This is a genomic window from Zhengella sp., from assembly GCF_041397485.1.
Classification (GTDB): domain Bacteria; phylum Pseudomonadota; class Alphaproteobacteria; order Rhizobiales; family Rhizobiaceae; genus Zhengella.
In genome coordinates, this window is the sequence record NZ_JAWKWO010000001.1 from 814,103 (window position 1) to 835,683 (window position 21,581).

Sequence of the window (21,581 nt, forward strand, 5' to 3'; positions counted from 1 at the left end):
CATTGGACAGGCACGGGGCCCGCACCATCCGCGTCATGAGCTACAACGTGCATCGCTGCGTGGGCACCGACCGGGTTCTCTCCCCCGAACGCATCGCGCAGGTCATCGCCGCATGCAAGCCGGACATCGTATCGCTACAGGAACTGGATGTGCGCCGCGCCCGCACCGGCGGTGTCGACCAGGCCTCCGAAATCGCACACATGCTGGGCATGCAGATGCATTTCCACCCGGCCTACCAGGTGCAGGACGAGCATTTCGGCGATGCCATCTTCACGGCCCTGCCAAACACGCTGGTCAAGCGCGGCGGCCTGCCCGCCCCGATCCGGCGGCGCGAACTGGAGCGGCGCGGCGCGTTGTGGGTGGAGGTCGAGACGGCACCGGCGAGCCTGCAGGTGGTCAATACCCATCTGGGCCTCCTGGCAATCGAACGCTCGATCCAGGTGGACGCCCTGCTGGGCCCGGAATGGCTCGGCGATCCGCAATGCCACAAGCCGGTGCTGCTGATGGGCGACTTCAACGCCGTGCCGCGCTCGCGCGCCTACCGGCGGCTGGTTCGTCACCTGAAGGACGCCAATGCCGGGCGCAACCATGCCGCCACCTTTCCCAGCCGGTTTCCGTTCCTGCGCCTCGACCACATCTTCATGAGCGGAAACATCACCGTTCATTCCATCGCGCCCGTGCGCAATGCGGCCACCGCGATCGCCTCCGACCACCTGCCGCTGGTCGCCGACATCGAGATCCATCCCGGCACGGACCGGCGCAACGCCATCGGCTGAGGGCGGACGGCCGGCCTTCGGGGCCGCGCAAGGAAACCTTTTCGGCGGTTCCGGAGTTTGGCTAGCGCAACCTCTTCGTGAACAGGAACAACCGGAACGGATGCCTATGAAGAATGCCGGGGAGCCTTCCGGGCCCATAGCCCGCGAAGGCAGGAACTGCCAGATCATCCGGGAAAGCGATCGCTCGGCCTTTCTCATCGACGCGAAAGCCTATTTCGAGGCGCTTGCGCGTGTGTTGCCGCACGCCCGCCAGCGTATCGTGATCATTGGCTGGGATCTCGATCCCAAGATCGCGCTGACGCCGGAAGAGGCGGATCCGCCTGTGCTGGGACCGTTCCTGCGCGATCTCGTGGAGCGCAACGATACGCTGGAGCTGAAAATCCTCGTCTGGGCGCTCGGCCCGGTCTATGCTCGCAAAACGCTCGATCTTTTCCGCGAACACACCTGGGCGGATCATCCGCGCATCGCTCTGGCCTTCGACCGGCGCCATTCGCTGCGCGCCTCGCAGCACCAGAAGATCGTCTGCGTGGACGGGACGCTGGCCTTTGTCGGCGGCATGGATCTCACCTCGGAGCGCTGGGACGACCGGCTTCACCGCGCCGAATGGGATCTGCGGCGCTCGCCATCCGGCTCCACTTACGGCCCGGTTCACGACGCACAGGCCCTCATATCCGGCGCGGCGGCGCAAGGCATATGCGACGTTGCCGCCGATCGCTGGAGGCGCGCCACCGGCGAAGCGCTGCCCCCGGTGCGTGGCGCGCAGGCGGGATGGCCGGATTTCATCGCACCTGCGCTTGAAGACTGCCCCGTCGCCGTTGCAAGGACGGTTCCGCCCGGCTTCGGCCGGCGCCGGCGCCACGAGACCGCGAAGCTCACCGACGACGCCATCCTCGCGGCGCGGTCCTCGCTCTATATCGAGACGCAGTATCTTGCTTCCTTCCGGGTGGCCGGCCGCCTGGAGGCATCGCTGCGCCGAGACAAGGGGCCGGAAATCCTGATCGTCGTGACACGCAGCTCACGCGGCATGCTGGAACGCATCGTGATGGAGTACAACCGCAAGCGGCTCATGCGGCGCCTGCGCCGGGCCGACATCCACGGCCGGTTGCGCGTCATGTGCGCCAGCACGCAAGCGTCCGACGGCAGCCGCGACGAGGTGTTGATCCATTCAAAGATCATCATCGTGGACAGTAGCTTCGCGCGGATCGGATCCTCGAACCTCAACAACCGCTCCGAAGGGCTGGACACGGAATGCGACCTGGCGTTCGAGGCGGCACGGGCGGACCACCGCCCAGCCATTGAAAACCTGCGCAATGACCTGCTGGCGGAGCACCTCGACACGAGCATGGAGGCGGTGGCCCAGGTGATCGATGAAACCGGGTCGATGTTTGCCGCTGTCGACCGCTTCGCAGGCGGACGGCGCGACCTTCGCGATCTCGACCAGCCGTCGCTTGAGGGGAAGGTGACTCCGCTGCCGGGCACCGGCCTGTTCGATCCACGCGGCCCGGCCCGGCCCTGGCAGCGGTTGCGCTCGTGGTTGCGCCGCGCCGGCCGGGCGCTTGCGGGCAAGGCGGCGGATCCGTCTGCACGCTCATCGCCTGAACAGCGCCGTAAACCCGAGCGCGGCCAGGCCGAAGGGCAAGGGAATGAAGAAATACACGATGCGAAAGGCAATCACTGCCGCCAGTGACAGGACGCCCGGCAGCAGGAACAGCACGGATGCCTCCAGGACACCCAGACCGCCCGGAACATGGCTGACGAGCGCGGCCGCCTGCGACAGCGCATAGACGGCGAGCACTTCGAAATAGGGCGTGGCCTTCAACCCGTTGATGAGCTGATGCAGGCAGCCCGCGACGCAGGCGAAATTGGCGCTGCCGATCAGGATCTGCCAGAGCGCCAAGCGAGGCGCCGGCAGGGCGACATGCCATTTCCAAATCCGGAGAGACCGCCGGAACCGCATGGTGGCCAGCAGATAAAGCCAGGGCCAGACAAGGCAGAGGACCGCGATGGCGAGAATGGCGGCCCGGTTCGGCCCGATCAGGCTCTCCGCCTGCCGGGGATAGAGCAGAAGCCCCGCCCCGGCGATCACCGAGATGCCGATGGTAACGCCCACGCCGGAGAAGACGACCAGCCGCGCCACATCCGAGGCGCGCATGCCCCAGTGCGAATAGAAATAGTAGCGCAGGCCGCCACTGCTCAGCCCCGCGAAGCCGACATTGTGACCGATCGACAGGCTGGAGAAGGAACCGAGAAGCGCACGGGGCCAGGAGAGCGGGCGACCGACATAGCGGGCGCCGAAATAGTCAAAGCCGGACAGGCACAGATAGGAGGCGGCAGCAAAGCCGCCGGCCGCGGCAAGATTGACCGCCGGCATGCGGGCAAGCGCATCGAGAACCGTCTCAAGGCCATGGCGGCGGATGGTCCGCACGATGAAATAGACCGCCAGGGCGGCCGCCGCGCCGACAAGGCCATTGAGAAGCAACCGCCGCCACGACATGCGCCTACTCCGCGCCGAGGGGGCCGGACCGCTGACGGCCGGCATGGACGGGCCTGCGGTCGTTCAATCCAACGCTCATGCGTCCACCGACTGCATCAGGTCGTCGACATCGCGTTTGCTGGAAAGGAACAGTGCGATCGGCTGCAAGGCGGGAATGCGGGCGAAGACGATCATGACAACCAGGGTCATCGGCACTGCGACCAGCATACCGGCAATGCCCCAGATCCAGCTCCAGACCATGAGCGCGACGAGGATCACAAGGGGCGAGAGCGCCAGTTCGCGGCCCTGCAGCTTGGGGTCGGCATAATTGCCCATCACCTGTTCGATCAGCAGCAAGCCAAGCCCGTAAAGGATGGCGGAGAACGATTCCAGTTGCAGGAAGGCAAAGGCTGCCGGCAGCACCCCGGCCACCAGCGACCCCACATTGGGAACATAGCTGAGCAGGAAGGCCAACAGACCCCAGACGAAAACGAAATCCAGGTTCCAGGCCCAGCTCCACAAGGCATAAAGCACACCTGTCGCCAGCCCCATGAAGGTGCGAACCGCGAAATACCAGCGGATGCGGGTGGCGATGGCGAGAAGCGCTGCGCGATAGGCCTGCCCGTCGCGTTTGCCCGTCAGCGACTGCATCTTGCCGGCCCAGGACGGGGCCTCGATGAGCATGAGCAGCACGAGGAAGAAGATCAGCGAAAGAATGCCGGCGAGATTCGAGGTGGAACGGACAATGCCGGTAGCAATGCCCATCATGCGCTCGAACAGGCGGGCCGTCTCCATGCCACCGGCCTCATCGGCGATATCGGGAATGCCCGCCCAGGCGGTGCCCTGCCGCAGCGTGCTGGCGATGGTGTCCTCATAGGCCGGCAACCCGGCAACGATCTGGCGCGCGGCGAGGAAAACGCCGCCCAGAAAGAGCGAGAACAGCAGGATGACGAGGGCGAGCGCGGCAACATGGCCTGCCCAGCGCAGGCGTTCCGGCAGGCGGTTGCGCAAAAAGGCATCGACCGGCCAGACCGCGACCGTGACGAAAAAGGCAAGGGCCAGCGTGGAGGTCACCCAGCTCGTCACATGCAGTGCGGCAAAGACCAGAATCGTGGCGATGACGGCCACGAGGCGCACCAGCAGATGCCGGCTTTCCGGCGTTTCAGACATCAGGCGTGGACGCGGCATGCCCGGCCCCGGACCGGATCAGTTCGGCCACATCACGGGCCAGCATGACGAGTTCCTTGCGCCGGGCCTCCTGCGCGGCGAAACCATCCACCGCGACGGCGCCGGGATCCTCCTGGTGATCGGCCAGGCCGGCGCGCCCCTGAATCAGGGCGGGCAGATCCGCACCCGGCCATTGCCGCGCCACCACAGCAAAAAGCAGCGCTATCGCCTCGCGCTGGGCGTTCAGCCTACCGTCCATCTCCTCGTCGGGCAGCCGTGCCATCGTCATATCCCGGTCATTGCGTGTCGGGGACGCGGCGCGGGCTGTCATCCGGCGTGACATCAACAGTGACCTTGCCGGCATCGAAAGCGCCGTGGCCGGCAATGGGCGCGGCGGCGCCCGGCGGCGCATCGTACGCCCACATGACATCGGCGGCTGCCTCTCCCACGGCGCCCGTGCTCCAGTAGCGCGCCTCGCCCTTCCACGGACAATGGGTGCGCGTTTCGGATTCGTGCATCATCGCGAAGTAGATATCGTCGAAAGGGATATAGAAGACGGGTTCGTGACCCGTTTCCCTGAGCACCAGCGCGGAATCGGTCGAGGCCAGCATGGCGTCGATGAACCGCACGTTCACGACCCCATGAAACGGCTCGACGGTAATTCGCTCATTCGTTCCTGTCGCCATTTGCAAACTCCGTGACTTGCTGTCGAATTGCGCGGGGAGCCGGATCCGGCTTCCGGTTCAAGCCTTGTCACCGTCCTTGCGCGCACCCTTGTTCAGGTCGGTGCGGGCGCGCGTTTCCTTGTCCATTTTCTCGAAACTTTCCATCACGTCATCCGGTTCCTGCTTCACGTCCGGAACCGCATGACGCTGGTTGCGCACCTTTTCCTGATCTTCACCCTGCAGCCGGTTGTTGCCCATGCGCTCCCCGGCGAAGTCGCTTTCCTGCAGATCCTCCGGGCGCTTGCGATCTCTGTTCTCGTTCATCATGGCCTCCTTTGCACACCGAACGGCGCAGGATGCCAAAGCGTTCCATGCCAGGCCGGGATTTGCCGGCAGTCACCCGCCATTCATGTCGCTGCGCATGCCGCCGTGGGCGAAGGGGCGGCAATTGCCGCAGCCATTTCGGGAACCGCATGGCTGCCCCTGCATTAGGCAACAGGGGGTGCAAGCATTTATTGACATTCATGTCATTGGGAGGTCCTGCATGCCACCTTTGCCCGGTTCCGCCATCGCCGAAACCGAGAAGAGACGATCCGTGCTCATGGCGCGCGAGGAAGCGGAGGTCATAAGGCTCATCCCTGCCCTGCGCGCATTTGCCAGATCCTTCTATTACGACACGAATGACGCCGACGATCTGGTGCAGGAGACACTGACCAAGGCGATATCGAAGATTCACCAGTTCACGCCAGGCACCAGCATGAAGTCCTGGCTTTTCACCATCATGCGCAACACGTTCTATACCCGCATCCGCGTCCAGAAACGCGAAGCGCCCGGCGCGGCCGATTGCGCCTCGCTGCGCGTCGCTGTCGATGCCACCCAGGAATGGACGGTCAAGGGCCAGGAATTGTCCGCGGCCTTGCACCGGCTGCCCGCCCCGCAGCGGGAAATCCTTGTGCTGATCGGTGTCATGGGCGTCAGCTACGAGGAAGCGGCGGAAACGCTGGGCTGCGCCATGGGGACCGTCAAGAGCCGGCTCAACCGGGCGCGTCTCCGATTGCTCAAGGAACTGGGTGAAGACACGCCGGCAACCAGCGTCGAGTGTGACGACGATTTCACCGTCCGCTCCATCCAGGATCACTGAACGGCTGCCATCAAGACTGGCGCCAAGCCATTGCCCGGCCGCCCACAGGCGCAGGTTGTTCCCCAAAATCATTGAACTCATTGAACAAGTCCGCAGTGCCTGTATCCGGTTTTCTGATCCAGCGAGTGGAACAAAAGGAATACCCCGCGGTTTTCCGATTGCCGCCATACAGCCGGGAGCCAGCCGCGCGATGAACAGACTCGTCATAGTATCCAACCGCGTGGGCGACATTGACAAATCCACCCAGACCGGCGGCCTGGCCGTGGCCATTGCCGACACCCTGCGCAAACGCGGCGGCATCTGGTTCGGCACAGGCGAACCGGGCAGCACGCCACGCAATGCTGCGGCAGGCGGCGGCAATGTCCGCCAGATCACCGTTCCGCTGACGCAAGACGAATACCAGGCACACTATGCCGGATTTTCAAACAGCGTCCTGTGGCCGCTATTCCACTACCGCACCGACCTTCTCGACTATCACGCGGAAGAGCATGCCGGTTATCTCGATGTGAACCGGCGGCTTGCGGAGGAACTGGCGCCTCTCCTGCAGGACGACGATCTCGTCTGGGTTCACGACTACCATCTCCTGCCCTTTGCCGGGTTCCTGCGCCGGACAAGCAGCCGGCGCATGAGGATCGGCTTCTTCCTGCATATTCCCTTCCCGCCGCCCGAAGTGCTGGCTGCACTGCCCGGCCACCGCGCGCTGCTCCGCTCGCTGCTCGATCACGATGTCGTCGGGTTCCAGACCGCGCGTGACGTGGCGAATTTCTTCGGCACTATCGAAGCGCTGGGGCTTGGCGAACGCATCTCGCAATCCGTCATCCGCTCGGACGGGCGCAGCATTCATTGCGGCCGGTTTCCCATTGCCATCGACAGCGGGCGCTTTCATGCCATGGGCCGCAGCACCCATGAGGACATCCGCATCGATGACATGCGGCGGCGGATGCTGAACAGGAAGCAGATCGTGGGCGTCGACCGCCTCGACTATTCCAAGGGCATCCCCGCGCGTTTCGAGGCGTTCGAGAAACTGCTCGAAACGCACCGGGAGCTGGAGGGGCGCATCTCGCTGCTCCAGATCGCGCCGCCGACCCGCGAGGGCATCCGCGCCTATGACACGATCCGGCGCGAGACCGAAGCGCTCGCCGGCGCCATCAACGGTCGTTTCGCCGACTTCAACTGGACACCGATCAAATATATCCACCGCGCCGTGGCGCGGGACCGGCTGGCGGCCATCTTCCGGGGCAGCGAAATCGGCCTGATCACACCCTTGCGCGACGGGATGAACCTGGTGGCGAAGGAATATGTGGCTGCGCAGGATCCCGGCGATCCCGGCGTGCTGGTGCTGTCGCGCTTTGCCGGAGCGGCCGAGGAAATGGAGGAGGCCCTTCTGGTCAATCCCCACGATACCGACGAAATGGCGCGGCGCCTGCATCAGGCCATCGCGATGCCGCGCGCGGAACGCTGCGCCCGGCACGAGGCCCTCATGGCCCGCATCAGCGCGCGCAGCGTGGACGACTGGGCAGCGGATTTCCTCGCCGTCCTGCAGAAAGGCGGTGACGCAAGCCAGGGCCGGCATCCAGGCGGCGGGCCGGCCGGAGAGCACGGCACCGGGGGCGGGCGCGGCAGCGGATACCGGCCCGGTGCAGGGACCGTGCCGCCGGAATCCTCAGCCGCCTGCCGGCCATGAGGAAAAGCGGGTAAGAACAAGAACGGATGGAGGCTGCCATGCCTGACCTGCCTGACAATCGCAACTTGCCCCGCCGGCCGGCGGCGCCCGCATTCAAGGCGAATGCCGGACCTGTTCTGGCGCAGCAGCAAAGCGCACAGGCCGCCATCGTGCGGGATGCGACGGCGCATCTTCTCCGGCTTGCCCGCGCGCAAAATCCGGCGCAACTGGAAGCCTTTTGCACGCGGCTGCATCGGCTGGCGGCGGATCTGGACCGCGTTCCGGGCGACAGGTCCGCGGCGACCTTCGCGCGGCTGGCCGGTCTGTGCGCCGATGTCATGGAAGGCAGCCTGCCCGGGCGCGCCGGTCCGGCCGGGAAGGATGCGTCGTCGAGTCCAGATGAAAGCGGAAGCGCCGGGCCCGGCGGGCTTGGCTACATGATGACGCTGTCGAGGGACGATGAAAAGGCGATCGCGCCAAGCTTTCGCGCGTGACGCTCAGCGCAGGCTTGCAAGGACCACGGCGAGGATCAGCAGGAAACCCGCGCCAACGATCACCCACATCATCATCGGCGCGGCCTTCCAGCCAAGGCTCTCGGGCCGGATCCTGCGCATGGCGGTGCCGTAGGTGATGCCGGCGGAACGTTCGCCGGCCGGTTCGGCATTGCCCTGGCGGGCCTGCGTCCTGCGGGCGGTCTCCACAGTTTGCCCATCCATGGGAATGCCGCCGGCTTCGGAGTCGGTCTCCAGGGGCGCGGTGGCCGGGTCGAAGCCGGGGCGTTTTCCCCCGGCGCGGCCTTTGGCGATATCGCCGCGCAATTCCGCCGGATTTGAGGTCTTCCTGCCTGTCTTCATCGGATCTCGAACCTGTCTCCTGTGACCCTTCAACCGGCAATGCGCCGCGTTGTTCCCTCGCGCCACGCGCGCTTCGGTCCAATCGCCCGGCGATGGAACATGGACCGGCGTCCAGGGGTTTTTCCCGCAATGAACGCACAGCAAACCTTTCGAAAGGACGAGACCATGTTGTCGCTGGCCAAACGCATTCCGAGAGCATTCCATCCGGGCCTGGGGCTTGCCCTCGCCATGCCGCTCCTGGTGCTTGGCGCCTGCTCGGACTCCGACAATGACGCCGTTGCCGAAAGGCCGCCAGAAAAGATCACCGAGGGCGTTCGCGACGAGGACCATACGGCCACGAAACGGACAGTCCATCCGCCTGCCGCCACCGGTGGACGGATACCTGGCGAGGAAGAGGATCCGCAGGCCGACTGATTGCCCGCGCATCCGCAGCCTTGCGACCATCCACGCGGATGATACGGAAGGGGACCGCCCTGACGAGCGGTCCCCTCTTGCCTGTTCAGGCGGCCTTTGCCTTCCTGTTTGCTTCCGATTCGGCGAGCTTGGTCAGCGAATCGTCCGTCCTGGATTCCTCCTTCAACGTCTCTTCGAGCAGTTTGGCGGCGTCGTTGAGACCCAGTTCACTGGCCCAGCGCTTCAACGTGCCATAGCGGGCGATCTCGTAGTGCTCGACAGCCTGGGCAGCGGAAATCAGTCCGGCATCCAGGGCCGGCGACTTGCCGAAGGCATCCATGATTTCCTCGCCTTCACCGATAATGCCCTCGATCGCCTCGCAGGTCTTGCCCTGCGCGCGCCTGTCCAGGATCTCGAAGACTTTCTGGAGGCGTTCGATCTGGCCTTCGGTTTCGTCGCGATGATGCTCGAAGGCCTTGCGCAAATCGTCGGATTCGGCCGCGCGGGCCATTTTCGGCAGCGCCTTCAGGATTTTCCGTTCGGCGTAGTAGACGTCCTTGAGGGTGTCGTAGAACAGATCCGACAAGGTTTTCTCTTTGGCCATCATGCAGCTCCCTGTGATTGAATGAATTGAGGCAGACATTGCCGCGCAGCCGCTTGAAGGGCTGGCGCAGGTCCGGTTGACCGATACGCCTCCCTCCCGCCATGGCGGCAATGCCCGGCTCAACCCGCAATTTTGATGAATGTTCCGCAGGCCGTTCCGACCACCGGCATGGAGCCAAGCGGGTGGCGCTGCTGCACCTTGCGCCCGTCCGACGGATCATGCCGCCATTGGCTTTTTTTTGGCGCGGCAGGCGAACAAACAGCAGGGGTTTCCGTTTGGAGGCGAGAGGTTCTGAAACGCTGAGGAGCAAGCAATGGCCTATGATCGTCCGCGAGGACAGCGCCCCGGCTATGACCGCCCATGGGATGACGTGCCGGAGCGCGATTATCCCGATCCGCAGTTCTGGGAAAACCGCCGGCAGGGCGAACCGCGATCCACTGCATGGTGGGGCGAGCATTACGCCGACCGGCCCATGCCCGGCTATGGCATTCCCTTCATCGGCGGCTGGTACGGGCAGCCGCGCCATGGCGGCTATCCGCGCGGCCACTGGGACCGCCAGGCACCCCGGCATGGTGGCGAAGGACGCGACTTCTGGGACAGAGCGAGCGATGAAGTCAGTTCATGGTTCGGAGACGAAGACGCCGAACGGCGCCGGGAGCGCGACAAGCACCGGGGCAAGGGGCCGAAGGGCTATCGCCGCTCCGACGAACGGATCCTCGACGATGTCAGCGACCGGATGATGGATGATGGCGCACTGGATGCCAGCGATATCGACGTAACGGTCAGTGATGGCGAGGTGACATTGACCGGCTTTGTCACCGACCGCTTCGAAAAGCGGCGCGCGGAAGACTGCGCCGATTCCGTCAGCGGTGTCCGGCATACGCAGAACAACCTGCGCATCCGCGAAGCGGCGAGCGAACCGGGAAATCCTTGAAGACAAAGGAGGCAGCGATGCCCGCGAAATCGAAAGCCCAGCAGATGGCCGCCGGCGCCGCGCTCGCGGCCAAGCGCGGCGAGAAGGACAAAGGCGACCTGAAAGGTGCGTCGAAAGACATGGCGGACTCCATGAGCGAGAAGGAACTTGAGGACATGGCTTCCACCAAGCGCAAGGGAAAACCGGGCCACGACAGCGATTAAGCCCCCTTCCTTCAGGAATCGCAGCGGATTTTCCTGCCCCCAATCCTCCGCTTGTCCGCTGCGATCCGGCGGCGAAGGCCGCCTGGAACCGGCCCGCTCGCGCGGCCGGTTCCTTTTTCGCCCAGGCCGGCCGCATCCGGCGTACCCGACCCATCGGAACATCAGCATGTCTGCGGCGTTCGGTTCACGGCAACGACTTTCGGAAGAGAGCCATGTGGATCTGGCTGCAAGACAATCACGGGGCCGTCAGCGCCATCGCGAACATGGCGACACTGGTGGTCTGGACCCTCTATTTCCAGCTTCTGCTCGGCAATTACCGAGACCGCATCAGACCGAAGATCCTGATCAACCAGGGCGCCGGACACAGTCTCCGGTCTCATTGCCTGATCGCCAACATGAGCGCCGAACCCATCTATGTGGAAGCGGTGATCACCGATGCCGGATACCGCTCTGGCAGCGACAAGGCGTTCCGCCGGTCGCGCTGTTCGCTCAGCGACCTTGACCTGGAGGTCAGCGATCAGGGCGACCGCCGCCCGCAATGGCTCCAGGGGCCGCTCGACAGCAGCGAACTGATCGATATCGGCACTTACCAGCAATTGATCGACCGGACCATGACGCAGGGCGAGACGGCCGATACCATTGACGAACTGACCGTGACGATCGTTGCAACCTATACCGCGCGCGACAGACCCGTGGCGGCACGGCGCTCGTTCGATGTGCGGCGCAGCCGGCACGGCACGCGGCTTGAGCCGCGCACCTATACCGCCGAACAGATCCGCTCACGCGCGGCATTGCGGTCGATCCGCGCCTACATGCAGGAAACGCAATGATGTTTGAGCCGCTTGCAAGAGGGAACTTCCGGATGCGGATGACCGTTCATCCGGCGCAACCACGGCAAAGGCGAAGGCAAGCCAGCCATGGATAGCGAAAGCCTGCCGGCACCGCCGGACGATCTGGCGGCCCGGCAGGCCGCCTTCTTTCTCGATTTCGACGGCACGCTTGCCAGGATCGTGGAGAACCCGGCGGACGCGCGGATCGACGCCGGTGTGCTTGCCGACCTGCGCATTCTGCATGGCTGTGCAAACGGTGCGCTTGCCATCATCTCGGGACGGGAAATTCGCGACATAGACCGCCGGCTGGGATCGTTCCGGCCGCCCGTGGCCGGGGTCCACGGGCTGGAATGGCGGCTTGGCGACGGCGTGCTGCGCCGGGCCGAAACACAGGCCCTGGCGCTGGAGGCTGTTCGCGGCGCGGCCGATGCCTTGTCGGCACGCCATGACGGGCTGGTAATCGAAACCAAGCAGGGCTCGCTCTCGCTGCATTACCGCAAGCGGCCGGACCTTGCCGCCGCTTGTCTGGCACTGGCACGGGAGGTGCGCGCAACCTCTGCGGCCATTCACGTGATCGAAGGCAAGATGGTCGTGGAGTTCAAGGCGAGCGCCCGAACGAAAGGGGACGCGCTGGCCGATTTCATGGCAAAACCGCCTTTCGCCGGGCGCCTGCCCGTCTTCGCGGGCGACGATACCACCGACGAGGCCGCTTTCGAGCGGATTGAAGACTGGAATGGCATTGCCATCAAGGTCGGCGCCGGCGTGACGCGCGCACGCTATCGCCTGGCGGATCCCGACGCGCTTCACCGCTGGCTTGCCCGCATCGCCGCGCGCGCTTCGGACATGGCCAATCCCTCGTGACCATGCCCGCCTCAAGGCCTGGTCCGGTGACGGTTTCGGCTATCCGCGAACCACGAGTTCGTGAAAACTGTCGATCTGTCCCGGTTGGTCCTCAGCGACAACAAGGCCGAGATTCTGGCGATCGAATTCGTCGAACCATTCACTCCATTCCACGATCTCGACGTCACCGACAGCCTGTGGCCGGTCGTGCGCCTCGTCCACCTCGGTATAGGCCTGCTGGTCGAACATGATGCGCAGCACCGGGCTCATCTGCCCGGCCGATGGCACCGCCGGTACCATGGCCGGCATTCCGGCCCTGGCCGCAGCCCAGTCCCTGATCTCGCCGTGCCGGGTCAGCATTCGTGTCTCGGCCATGACCGGCCTCCTCTCCTTGTCATTCGACAGAGGCCAACCCGCGAGAACAACAATTGTTCACCTGGCGTCCGTTCATTGTGCGGGAGCGGCCGATCATGGAACATCGAGAGCGCCGGCCTGTTTTTCCTTGCAAGGAAGCGAGGCGCACAATGGTTCTTTCAAATTATCTCTGGTTCGTGGCCGTGGCGCTTGGTCCGGTCCTGCTGGGTGCGGTGTTCATCTTCGTGATGATGAAACGGCGCCGGCTTTCGCGCAACGAACGCGCGAAGCAGGAACGCAAGGTCCACGACCTTTACGACGGCCCATCCTGATAGGCCGCGAAACAGGGCCGGCCGGCCGCTACCGGCCTGTTATCAAGATCGGGGCAGGAATTGACGATGATCTTTTGCAGCCCTTTCCACCGGTTTTCCCTTGAATATAAGCGCAAGCTCTTGGAAGCTTGACGGCAGGGACATGCTGGATGGCAAGGGGTTTTCATGACGAGCAATGACAATGAAGGCCGCCTGACCAGCCTGCCCGGCGAATTGCGGCTCCTGCTGCGTGAAATCGAGAGCGAGAAGGTTCCGGAGCGGTTGCTCGAACTGGCGACCGAACTTCAGCGCGCGCTTGCGCGGCAACGCCGGAGCAACCCCGGCCCCGCCGACGACACGTCCAGCAACATGCCCCGGTAAGAAAGGCGGCGGACCGCTCCTCCGCCCTGCCCTGTCCATCATGGCGGTGTCCGTGGCCAGAACAAAACCCTGCCCGCGCCTGTTTTGCGGACATGAAAACCTTCATTTACAAACTCCGCCCGGCGGCAGCAGATTACGATCCCAACTGGGACCGGGCAACCAGCCATGGCGAAGTGATTGTCAGGGCCCTGTCGCCGGCCGACGCGCGCATCGTCGCCAGCGAGGCGGAAGACGATTTCCTGGAAAGCGATGCCAAGCCCGGAGACGGTGTCTCGACCCGGTTCGCCAGCGCGTTCCGGGACGAAAAGCTCTACGAGGTGCTGGAAATGAATGACGCTCCCTTCCCGCCGGAAGGGCCGCGCGAAGTCCTCCAGGGCAAAATCGGCAATCCGCTGAAGACGCAAACCGGCAGAACCGGCGAGGGAGAGACCCATGAGTGAGGCCATGACGACGACCGATCACGCCGAAATCAGGACATGGGCGGAGAAGCGGGATGGCCATCCGGCGATGGTGAAAACCGGGGAAACCGGCGGCATCCTGCGCATCGACTTCGGTGAGCCGGAACCGCGCCTGGTTCCGGTATCGTGGGAAGAGTTTTTCCGTGTGTTCGACGAGAGCGGCCTGGCGTTCCTTTACCAGGAGACAACCGAGGATGGCGCAACGAGCCGTTTCAACACGTTCGTCGAGCGGGATTCAAGCTGACACCAGAAACATGAGGTATTGCCATGGCCGGGAAACCGGACACGCCGCCTGAAGGCCAGGGGCCGCAAAAGGACCACGCCAGGGCGCAAGCGACATCCAGAACGCAAGGCGACAACCGGCGCAGCGCCGCCGATGCCATTACGGACAAGGGAGACGGACGCGGCACGTCGGCCTCGCCCTATGACAACGAGGTGCAGGCCGACGCCGTGGCCAAGCAGACCCGCCGCAAGGATGCACCCCACGGCATCGAAAAGCCGCGCAGACAATGACGGCAGGCCTGCCCGCAAGGGCATCGCGCAAGGCCGGTGCGGCCTACGGGCGTGAACGCGCTGCCCAAAGGGCGCCGCGGCGGATGATCTCGGTCACCTGCGGCACTTTCAGATCGTCGAGTTCGTGGCCGATGGAGCAGTAGAAGACCCGCCCCTTGTCCCAGCGGCGTTTCCAGACAACCGGGATCACCGTGCCCTCGATCCACCACAGGTGATCACCGGAAAACGTGGTCGTCGCCAAGACCTCGTTCGACGGATCGACGAGCATGTAATATTGCTCGGAGCGGATGCGGAAGCTGCGAATGCCCTGGACGACGGGATCGTCCGGTTTGCAGATGGTGACGTCGTAATCGATGTAATCCTCCGCCGGCTGGAGATTGTCCGGCCAGCCGGGCGGATGGGCGACGAATTGCCCGCCGATCAGGAAATGGTAGGTCGGGCGGTCGCGAAAGGCATCGCCCATGTGGCCATGCCAGCCGGCAATGCCGCATCCCTCGCCAATCAGCTTCAGCAGGCCGTCTTCCTGCGGCTTCGTCATGTTGCCGAATTCCTCGCGGTGGCCGGATCGCGCCGACGACCAGATCGGCGTGATGAGATCCACATCGGCCAGGCGTTCGGGATGTTCGAGCGGCTCCAGCGTGTCATGGATATCGACGGTGAAGCCGTTGGCCGTCAGCAGGGCGGCGTACCAGTCGGAAAACCGGGTCGGTGCATGACCTTCCCAGCCACCGACGAAAAGGGCTGCCTTCATTGGTTTTCCTCGCGCATGAATTGAAGGATGGAGGCCATGTCCCGGTGGGCGTATCCGCGCGCCTCGGCCTCGCGCAATCTGGCCAGCGTCACCGCGCCCTGCGGCATGGCCACGCCAAGGGTTGCGGCAAGCGCCGCCGCCACCGCCATGTCCTTGCGGGCCAGCGCGACGGTGAAGGTCACGGCATGCGCGTCCTCGTCGAGATAGAGTGGCCGTCGGTATTTCAGCATGGGCGCACAGGCCGCGCTTGCCTCGATGACGTCAAAGGCCGTCGCCGTTTCGATGCCGGCGGCCTCGGCCAGCGTCATGGCCTCGGCCAGGGTCTGGTTGATGCCGTGGATCAGGGAATTGACGGCCAGTTTCATCACGGCCCCTGCCCCGGCCCTGCCCAGGCAGATGGTCTGCCGGCCGACAGCGTCGAAGAGCGGCATGAACGGCGCGGCCTGCGCCTGCGAACATCCAGCCATGATCAGCAGGCTGGCTTCGCGTGCCGCCTGTGTGGCACCCGAGACCGGGGCATCGATGACGAGCGAACCCTTCGGCGCCGCCTTGCCGAGTGCCGCGACATGGTCCGGACTCATCGTGCCCATTTCGAGGAAGGTCTTCGCCCGCGTCCCGGCGAACAGTCCGTCGGTGCCTTCATGGACCGTCTGCGAGGCCGCGTCATCGGCAAGCATGGTGATGACGATGTCGCAGGTGTCGGCCAGCGCGCGCGGTGTGGCGGCCGTCCGGCAATCCAGTTCGCCTGCCAGGTCCACGGCCTTGGCCGCAGACCTGTTCCACAGGACGGGATCGTGGCCGGCGCGCGCCAGATTGCGTGCCATCTCCGTTCCCATCCGCCCGAGACCGGCAAAGCCGACAATCATGTCATGCGACCTCCCGGTCGCCGTTTCCGATGCCGGAAATCGCCTGGATGAGGTTGTCCTCGGTGACTTCGCCGGATGTGAAGGTGCGGATGATGCGGCCGCCATACATGGCGACGATACGGTCGGAGACGTGCAGGACTTCCGGCATTTCGGAACTGATCACGATCACCGCATATCCCTGCGCGGCCAGGTCCCGGATCAGGTTGTGGATTTCCGACTTCGAGCCGACGTCGATGCCGCGCGTCGGTTCGTCCACGATCAGCACATCGGGGTGCATGGACAGCCACTTGCCGATGACGATCTTCTGCTGGTTGCCGCCCGACAGGTTGCCCACCATCTGCTTCCAGCCCGGCGTGCGAATGTCCAGCCGGTCCCGATACTGGTCGAAAATCGCGATTTCCGAGCCTTCCGCGACAAACGGACCGGCTTTCAGATCGTCCACCTGCGGCAGGGTCATGTTGTCGCGGCAGTTCATGCCCAGCACCAGCCCCTGCCCCTTGCGGTCCTCCGGCACAAGCGAAATGCCGAGCGCGATGGCATCGGCGGGCGAATGGATCGCGACTTCCGCCCCGTTGAGCAGGATCGTTCCCCCGGAGGGATTGCGCAGCCCGAACAGCGTCTCGGCGATCTCGGTGCGCCCCGCCCCGACCAGGCCATAGAAGCCGACGACCTCGCCCCGGCGGACATGGAAGCTCACATCCTGGAAGAGATCGCCGCAGGAGAGATTGCGCACCTCGATGGCAATGTCGCCGAGCTCATGCTGGCTGGCATTGCGCGACAGGTCGAGCTTGCGGCCGATCATCAGTTGCGTGACATCGTCCTCGTTCGTCTCGGCCGTGTTCAGCGTACCGCGATATTGGCCGTCGCGCAGGACGGAGATGCGGTCGGTGATGCGGAAGATCTCCTCCATGCGGTGCGAGATGTAGATGATGCCCACGCCTTGCGCCTTCAGGTCGGCGATCACATCGAAGAGCACGACCTTCTCGGCATCGGTCAGCGACGCGGTCGGCTCATCGAAAATCACCGCCTTGGCGTCCACCGTCAGCGCACGGGCGATCTCCACCATCTGCTGGTTGGCGATCGACAGGGTGCCGACAATGGTCCGGGCGTCGAAACCGACCTTGAGCTTTTCCAGGATCGCATCGGTGCGCTCGAAGAGGCGTTTCCAGTCCACCAGTCCGAAGCGCTTCCTCGGCAGTTCTCCCAGATAGATGTTCTCGGCGACGGTCAGTTCCTCGGCAAGGCTGAGTTCCTGGTGGATGAAGACAATGCCCTTCGCCTTGGCCTCCAGGGGGCTGCGCATCGTCACCGGTTCCTCGGCAACGATGATGCGGCCCTCGTCGGGCTGGTAGATGCCGCCGAGCACCTTCATCAGGGTCGACTTGCCGGCGCCGTTCTCGCCCATCAGGGCGTGGACCTCGCCGGGCAGCACGGAAAAGGAGACGCCATCGAGGGCGCGGACGCCGGGAAAGGTCTTGACGATGCCCTCAAGGCGCAGTGCGGGTGCCTGTTCGTTCATATCTTCAGCGCCTCCCTGCCCTTCATGGTCAATTGCCGGTCGAGAAACAGCACGGCGATCAGGATCAGGCCGATGACCAGATTGACGGTTTCGGTATTGGCGCCGATATGGGCCAGCCCCTTGCGCAGAAGCTGAATGGCCAGAACACCGCCAAAGGTGGAGATGATGGAGCCGGAGCCGCCGGTCAGCTTGGTACCGCCGAGAACGACCGCCGTGATGACCCAGAGTTCGTAGAGCTCGCCGTCGTTCGGATTCACGGAACCGGATTCCGAATAGAACACGACGGCCGAGAGCGAGGCGAGAAAGCCGATGATCATGAAGTTGATCATCATGTGCGGGCCGACGCGTATGCCGGCATTCACCGCGGCTTCCCTGTTGTCGCCGATGGCATAGGCGTTGCGGCCATGCACCGTCCGGTTCATCACGAACCAGATGACGGCCGTCACGCCCAGCAGGAACCACGTCGCGGTGTGGAGGCCGAGGAAATGCGCCTCGGTGAAATCCACCAGCGTCCAGTTGAGATGCGATGTCGGCTGTTCGCCATTGTACATGAAGACAAGGCCGCGATAGCCGAGCATGGAGCCGAGCGTGACGATGAAGGCATCCACGCCGGTCTTCCAGACGACAAGCCCGTTGACCGCGCCGAGCACCACGCCGGTCAGCAGCGCCAGCACCCAGGCAACGGGAATGACCGCGTCGCCCAGCCCGGCAAAGACCGGCCATGTCATGCTGTCGAGCAGAACGATGGCGCTGAGCGCGAAGGTGGCGCCGACCGACAGGTCGATATTGCCGTTGATCATGATGATCGTCATGCCGACCGCGATGATGCCGATGGGCGCGGACTGCTTGAACAGCAGCAGCATGTTGTCGACATCCATGAAGGCCTTGTCCGACAGGGACAGGTATTCGCCGGCGACGGAGAAGAAGATCAGTTCCAGGACGATGAAACCCCAGATGGCGCCGCTCTTCAGGAATCTGCTCAGTGTACCCGCTTCCATGATCCGAGCCTCACGCGATGGGTGACCAGAGCTTGCCGCGCTTGGCCGCGATATCGAGCCAGACCGCAAGGATGATGATGATCCAGGTGACCACATACTGGACGTAGAACTGCAAGCCGACGAGCAGCAGGCCATTCTGGATGAAACCGAGGATCAGGACGCCGATCACGGTCTTGAAGATGGTGCCCGAACCGCCCAGCAGCGATGCGCCGCCGAGGATGACGGCGGCCAGCACTTCCAGTTCAAGCCCCTGGCCGACCGTGTTCTGGCTGCCGAGGCTGCGGCTTGCCTGGATCAGTCCGGCCGTCGCCACGCAAAGGGATGACAGCAGGTAGCAGGTGAAGATCACCCGCGCCCGGCGAATGCCCGAAAACGTGGCCGCCGTGCCATTGCCGCCGACAGCGTAGACCTTGCGCCCGAAAGGCGTCCTGGCCAGCACGATGCCGAGCACGGAGGCAAGCAGGGCGAAGATGATGATCGGAACGGGAATGCCCACGACCTCGCCCTGGCCGAACACCGAGAACCAGGTGCCCTCCTTGTCGGCGATGTCCATGTTCTTGCCGCCCGAGTACGTGAGCGTCAGGCCGTGGATGGCCGAGAGCATGCCGAGCGTGACGATGAGCGAATTGAGCTTGAGATAACCGACGAGAAACCCGATCAGCGCGCCAAGGCACAATGTCATGGCGAACATGGCGGGTATGGCCAGCGTCGGGCCGATCTTGTCGTGCAGGTCGAGAACGACAATGGTCGAGAAGGACATCATCGAGCCGACCGAAAGATCCAGGTTGCCGCTGATCACCACGAAGGTGACGCCCAGCGCCATGACACCCAGAATGGCCGACGAGCGGATCACACCCATGATGTTGTCCGGATCGACAAAGCGGTCGTTCGCAATCGTGAAGCCGACCATGAACAGCACGAAGGCCACCAGGATGCCCTGGCGGGCAAGAAAACCGCCCAGGCCGGATTTCGCAAGCTGCGCCATCATTCCTCCCATTGCCGGCATGTCTCCCCGGCGCACCCTGCGGCGACCGGAACCGGCGTCTCCCTCAGACGAGGACCATTCCCCCGTCGATCATGACGATCTGTCCCGTCATGTAGTCGCTGTCCGCCGAGGCCAGGAACGTGGTCGTCCCGGTGATGTCGGCGGGCTTGGCGACGCGCCCCTTCAGTATGCCGGAGGCGAATTCCTCCATCGCCTGACCCGGCCGCTCGGCCGCGCCGATATTCATCAGGTCGCGGTCGACTTCCTCCCACATTTCCGTGGCCACCACGCCCGGCGCGAAACCGGTGACGGTAATGTTGTGGCGGGCAAGATCGCGCGCGGCCGACTGGGTCAGCGAGACCACCGCCCATTTGCTGGCGCAATAGGGCGCGACATTGTCGAAGCCCTGCCGGCTGGCAATCGAGGCGGTGTTGACGATCTTTCCGCCCGATCCCTGGGCAATCATCTGGCGCGCGGCCTCCTGCATGCCGATCAGGCAGCCAAGCCCGTTGACATCCATGATGAAATGCCAGTTCTCCTCGGTCACGTCGAGAAAGTTCATCGGCTTGTTGACGCCGGCATTGTTGAAAACGACGTCGATCTTGCCGAAAACATCGACCGCATGTCCGATCATGGCGCGCACCGTGTCGCGCCTGGTCACGTCAACGGCGCAGGCGGTGACCTTCGCGCCAGTCCTTTCCGCCGTGTCGCGGCAGGCAGCCGCCACGGCCTCCACGCGGGCAACATCCAGGTCGGCGAAGCAGACATCCGCGCCCTCCCCGACGAGCGCTTCGCCGATGGCGCGCCCGATGCCCCTGGCAGCCCCGGTCACAATGCATGACCGGCCGGATACACGGCCCATGTTCGCCTCCCAACCGCTTTTCCGATACACTCGGCCGGAGCGCAGGCCGCGCTCCGGCGTGTGCGTGTTCAAACCGTTCAGAAGACCGGCTTTTCGAACTCGCTCATATTGTCCTGGGTGATCTTCGGCGTGTCGAAGTAGTTCAGGAACGGCACATCCTTGCCATCGAGCACGTCGATCGCGGTCTGCAGCGCGGCTTCGGCGTCATCGACCGGCGACTGGTAGATCGATCCCCAGTATTCGCCGCGCTCCATGGCTTCGTAGCCGACGGCGAAATTGGTTGCGCCGACGAAGATGATGCCCTCGCGGCCGGCCGCCTTGGCGGCGTTGAGCGCGCCGACGCCCATGTTGTCGTCACCGGCATAGACGCCGTCGATATCGTCATACTTGACCAGGAAGGCCTCCATGACCTTCTGCGACTTCTCGCGGTTCCAGTCGCCCGGCTGCGTCTCCATCAGGGTGACATCGGGGCAGACTTCCGGCAGGCGATCCTCGAAGCCCTTGGCCCGCTCGATGGCGGTGGTGTAGCCAGGCTGGCCGGAGATCTGGACGATCCTGGCTTCCTTGTCGATGCCCATTTCCTTGAACTTGTCGCACATGATCTCGGCGGAACGCGACCCCTGCGTGATGTTGTCCGGCCCGGAGAAGGACTTGACGAACTGGAAGCCTTCCTCGGCAATGTTGGAATTGGTGACGATCACCGGAATGCCGGCCTTCTGGGCCTTGCGAACGGCCGGAATGACCGCCTCGCCATTGGTCGGCCAGATAATGATGGCGTCGACTTCCTGCTGGATCAGATCCTCCATCTGGGCGATCTGGCGGGCAACGTCGCCGCCGGCATCGAGCACCACGGCCTCGACCTTGTCATTGGCTTCGGCGGCGGCGATGAACGCCTTCTCGTAGGTCGTCTGGTAGCTGTCGACGCCGACATTGTTCTGGGTGATGCCGATCTTGTAGTCGGCCGCGTTGGCCGCGCCCGCCAGGGCGACAAGCGCAGATGCCGTGGTTGCCGCAAGCAGCGTATGTAGTCTCATCTCAAT

At 64.2% G+C, this 21,581-nt stretch carries 30 protein-coding genes; 15 read left to right on the forward strand and 15 right to left on the reverse strand.

Annotated elements, in window-relative coordinates; all coding sequences use genetic code 11:
• Positions 1-2: 2 nt before the first annotated feature.
• Both R3D65_RS03820 and R3D65_RS03825 read left to right on the forward strand, forming a co-directional pair.
• Positions 3-776, forward strand: coding sequence for an endonuclease/exonuclease/phosphatase family protein (locus tag R3D65_RS03820; protein WP_371273909.1), 774 nt, complete (start codon positions 3-5; stop codon positions 774-776).
• A 100-nt stretch (positions 777-876) separates the two neighbouring features.
• Positions 877-2,463, forward strand: a complete 1,587-nt coding sequence (locus R3D65_RS03825) for a phospholipase D-like domain-containing protein (protein ID WP_371273910.1) — start codon at positions 877-879, stop codon at positions 2,461-2,463.
• Here R3D65_RS03825 and R3D65_RS03830 read toward each other — a convergent pair.
• From R3D65_RS03830 to R3D65_RS03850, 5 genes are all read right to left on the reverse strand, one after another.
• Positions 2,365-3,270, reverse strand: a complete 906-nt coding sequence (locus R3D65_RS03830; RefSeq protein WP_371273911.1) for a lysylphosphatidylglycerol synthase domain-containing protein — start codon at positions 3,268-3,270, stop codon at positions 2,365-2,367. The genes R3D65_RS03825 and R3D65_RS03830 overlap by 99 nt on opposite strands.
• 75 nt (positions 3,271-3,345) lie before the next feature.
• The gene (locus R3D65_RS03835; protein WP_371273912.1) at positions 3,346-4,437 is read right to left on the reverse strand and encodes an AI-2E family transporter; all 1,092 of its coding nucleotides are present in this window, start codon (positions 4,435-4,437) and stop codon (positions 3,346-3,348) included.
• Positions 4,412-4,699, reverse strand: a complete 288-nt coding sequence (locus tag R3D65_RS03840) for a hypothetical protein (RefSeq protein WP_371273913.1) — start codon at positions 4,697-4,699, stop codon at positions 4,412-4,414. The genes R3D65_RS03835 and R3D65_RS03840 overlap by 26 nt, the downstream gene beginning before the upstream one ends.
• 13 nt (positions 4,700-4,712) lie before the next feature.
• Positions 4,713-5,102 (reverse strand): DUF427 domain-containing protein, encoded by a 390-nt coding sequence (locus tag R3D65_RS03845; protein ID WP_371273914.1) that lies wholly within the window; start codon positions 5,100-5,102, stop codon positions 4,713-4,715.
• 57 nt (positions 5,103-5,159) lie between these two features.
• Entirely contained in the window at positions 5,160-5,405 is a 246-nt protein-coding gene (locus R3D65_RS03850; RefSeq protein WP_371273915.1) for a hypothetical protein, read from the reverse strand.
• A 277-nt stretch (positions 5,406-5,682) separates the two neighbouring features.
• Here R3D65_RS03850 and R3D65_RS03855 point away from each other — a divergent pair, with 277 nt between their 5' ends.
• From R3D65_RS03855 to R3D65_RS03865, 3 genes are all read left to right on the forward strand, one after another.
• Positions 5,683-6,222, forward strand: a complete 540-nt coding sequence (locus R3D65_RS03855; RefSeq protein ID WP_371274353.1) for a sigma-70 family RNA polymerase sigma factor — start codon at positions 5,683-5,685, stop codon at positions 6,220-6,222.
• Positions 6,223-6,412: 190 nt separating this feature from the next.
• Positions 6,413-7,906 (forward strand): trehalose-6-phosphate synthase, encoded by a 1,494-nt coding sequence (locus R3D65_RS03860; RefSeq protein ID WP_371273916.1) that lies wholly within the window; start codon positions 6,413-6,415, stop codon positions 7,904-7,906.
• A gap of 38 nt (positions 7,907-7,944) precedes the next feature.
• Positions 7,945-8,379: a hypothetical protein gene (locus R3D65_RS03865; protein ID WP_371273917.1), complete on the forward strand. Its 435-nt coding sequence runs from the start codon at positions 7,945-7,947 to the stop codon at positions 8,377-8,379.
• Between the two features lie 3 nt (positions 8,380-8,382).
• Here the strand turns inward: R3D65_RS03865 and R3D65_RS03870 are convergent, their stop codons facing one another.
• Positions 8,383-8,739, reverse strand: a complete 357-nt coding sequence (locus R3D65_RS03870; RefSeq protein ID WP_371273918.1) for a hypothetical protein — start codon at positions 8,737-8,739, stop codon at positions 8,383-8,385.
• 165 nt (positions 8,740-8,904) lie between these two features.
• Here R3D65_RS03870 and R3D65_RS03875 point away from each other — a divergent pair, with 165 nt between their 5' ends.
• On the forward strand, positions 8,905-9,153 hold the full coding sequence (locus R3D65_RS03875) for a hypothetical protein (RefSeq protein WP_371273919.1): 249 nt from the start codon (positions 8,905-8,907) through the stop codon (positions 9,151-9,153).
• Between the two features lie 85 nt (positions 9,154-9,238).
• Here the strand turns inward: R3D65_RS03875 and R3D65_RS03880 are convergent, their stop codons facing one another.
• Positions 9,239-9,736 carry a ferritin-like domain-containing protein gene (locus R3D65_RS03880; protein WP_371273920.1) on the reverse strand — a complete coding sequence of 166 codons (498 nt, stop codon included), beginning with the start codon at positions 9,734-9,736 and terminating at the stop codon, positions 9,239-9,241.
• A gap of 313 nt (positions 9,737-10,049) precedes the next feature.
• Between R3D65_RS03880 and R3D65_RS03885 the strand changes: the two genes are divergently transcribed.
• The 4 genes from R3D65_RS03885 (at position 10,050) to otsB (ending at position 12,564) form a co-directional block, all read left to right on the forward strand.
• Complete coding sequence (locus R3D65_RS03885; protein ID WP_371273921.1) at positions 10,050-10,670, forward strand: BON domain-containing protein; 621 nt, start codon at positions 10,050-10,052, stop codon at positions 10,668-10,670.
• 17 nt (positions 10,671-10,687) lie between these two features.
• Positions 10,688-10,873 carry a DUF3008 family protein gene (locus R3D65_RS03890; RefSeq protein ID WP_371273922.1) on the forward strand — a complete coding sequence of 62 codons (186 nt, stop codon included), beginning with the start codon at positions 10,688-10,690 and terminating at the stop codon, positions 10,871-10,873.
• Between the two features lie 212 nt (positions 10,874-11,085).
• Complete coding sequence (locus R3D65_RS03895; protein WP_371273923.1) at positions 11,086-11,703, forward strand: hypothetical protein; 618 nt, start codon at positions 11,086-11,088, stop codon at positions 11,701-11,703.
• Positions 11,704-11,790: 87 nt separating this feature from the next.
• Positions 11,791-12,564: a trehalose-phosphatase gene (gene otsB, locus R3D65_RS03900; RefSeq protein WP_371273924.1), complete on the forward strand. Its 774-nt coding sequence runs from the start codon at positions 11,791-11,793 to the stop codon at positions 12,562-12,564.
• Positions 12,565-12,603: 39 nt separating this feature from the next.
• Here the strand turns inward: otsB and R3D65_RS03905 are convergent, their stop codons facing one another.
• Entirely contained in the window at positions 12,604-12,918 is a 315-nt protein-coding gene (locus tag R3D65_RS03905) for a hypothetical protein (RefSeq protein ID WP_371273925.1), read from the reverse strand.
• A gap of 149 nt (positions 12,919-13,067) precedes the next feature.
• Between R3D65_RS03905 and R3D65_RS03910 the strand changes: the two genes are divergently transcribed.
• The 5 genes from R3D65_RS03910 to R3D65_RS03930 all read left to right on the forward strand — a co-directional run bounded on the left by R3D65_RS03910 (position 13,068) and on the right by R3D65_RS03930 (position 14,560).
• Positions 13,068-13,229 (forward strand): hypothetical protein, encoded by a 162-nt coding sequence (locus tag R3D65_RS03910; protein ID WP_371273926.1) that lies wholly within the window; start codon positions 13,068-13,070, stop codon positions 13,227-13,229.
• A 165-nt stretch (positions 13,230-13,394) separates the two neighbouring features.
• The gene (locus R3D65_RS03915; protein WP_371273927.1) at positions 13,395-13,589 is read left to right on the forward strand and encodes a hypothetical protein; all 195 of its coding nucleotides are present in this window, start codon (positions 13,395-13,397) and stop codon (positions 13,587-13,589) included.
• Between the two features lie 92 nt (positions 13,590-13,681).
• Positions 13,682-14,029, forward strand: coding sequence for a hypothetical protein (locus tag R3D65_RS03920; RefSeq protein ID WP_371273928.1), 348 nt, complete (start codon positions 13,682-13,684; stop codon positions 14,027-14,029).
• Positions 14,022-14,291 carry a hypothetical protein gene (locus R3D65_RS03925; RefSeq protein ID WP_371273929.1) on the forward strand — a complete coding sequence of 90 codons (270 nt, stop codon included), beginning with the start codon at positions 14,022-14,024 and terminating at the stop codon, positions 14,289-14,291. Before R3D65_RS03920 ends, R3D65_RS03925 begins: the two co-directional genes overlap by 8 nt.
• A gap of 23 nt (positions 14,292-14,314) precedes the next feature.
• Positions 14,315-14,560, forward strand: a complete 246-nt coding sequence (locus tag R3D65_RS03930; RefSeq protein WP_371273930.1) for a hypothetical protein — start codon at positions 14,315-14,317, stop codon at positions 14,558-14,560.
• Between the two features lie 43 nt (positions 14,561-14,603).
• On the opposite strand, the gene R3D65_RS03935 is transcribed toward R3D65_RS03930, so the two are convergent.
• The 7 genes from R3D65_RS03935 to R3D65_RS03965 form a co-directional block, all read right to left on the reverse strand.
• Complete coding sequence (locus tag R3D65_RS03935) at positions 14,604-15,311, reverse strand: ThuA domain-containing protein (protein WP_371273931.1); 708 nt, start codon at positions 15,309-15,311, stop codon at positions 14,604-14,606.
• Complete coding sequence (locus tag R3D65_RS03940; RefSeq protein ID WP_371273932.1) at positions 15,308-16,177, reverse strand: NAD(P)-dependent oxidoreductase; 870 nt, start codon at positions 16,175-16,177, stop codon at positions 15,308-15,310. Before R3D65_RS03940 ends, R3D65_RS03935 begins: the two co-directional genes overlap by 4 nt.
• Before the next feature lies 1 nt (position 16,178).
• Positions 16,179-17,696: a sugar ABC transporter ATP-binding protein gene (locus R3D65_RS03945; RefSeq protein WP_371273933.1), complete on the reverse strand. Its 1,518-nt coding sequence runs from the start codon at positions 17,694-17,696 to the stop codon at positions 16,179-16,181.
• On the reverse strand, positions 17,693-18,694 hold the full coding sequence (locus R3D65_RS03950; protein WP_371273934.1) for an ABC transporter permease: 1,002 nt from the start codon (positions 18,692-18,694) through the stop codon (positions 17,693-17,695). The genes R3D65_RS03945 and R3D65_RS03950 overlap by 4 nt, the downstream gene beginning before the upstream one ends.
• A gap of 10 nt (positions 18,695-18,704) precedes the next feature.
• Positions 18,705-19,679 carry an ABC transporter permease gene (locus tag R3D65_RS03955; RefSeq protein ID WP_371273935.1) on the reverse strand — a complete coding sequence of 325 codons (975 nt, stop codon included), beginning with the start codon at positions 19,677-19,679 and terminating at the stop codon, positions 18,705-18,707.
• 64 nt (positions 19,680-19,743) lie between these two features.
• Positions 19,744-20,541: an SDR family NAD(P)-dependent oxidoreductase gene (locus tag R3D65_RS03960; RefSeq protein WP_371273936.1), complete on the reverse strand. Its 798-nt coding sequence runs from the start codon at positions 20,539-20,541 to the stop codon at positions 19,744-19,746.
• A gap of 77 nt (positions 20,542-20,618) precedes the next feature.
• Positions 20,619-21,575 carry a sugar ABC transporter substrate-binding protein gene (locus R3D65_RS03965; protein WP_371273937.1) on the reverse strand — a complete coding sequence of 319 codons (957 nt, stop codon included), beginning with the start codon at positions 21,573-21,575 and terminating at the stop codon, positions 20,619-20,621.
• Between the last annotated feature and the right edge of the window lie 6 nt (positions 21,576-21,581).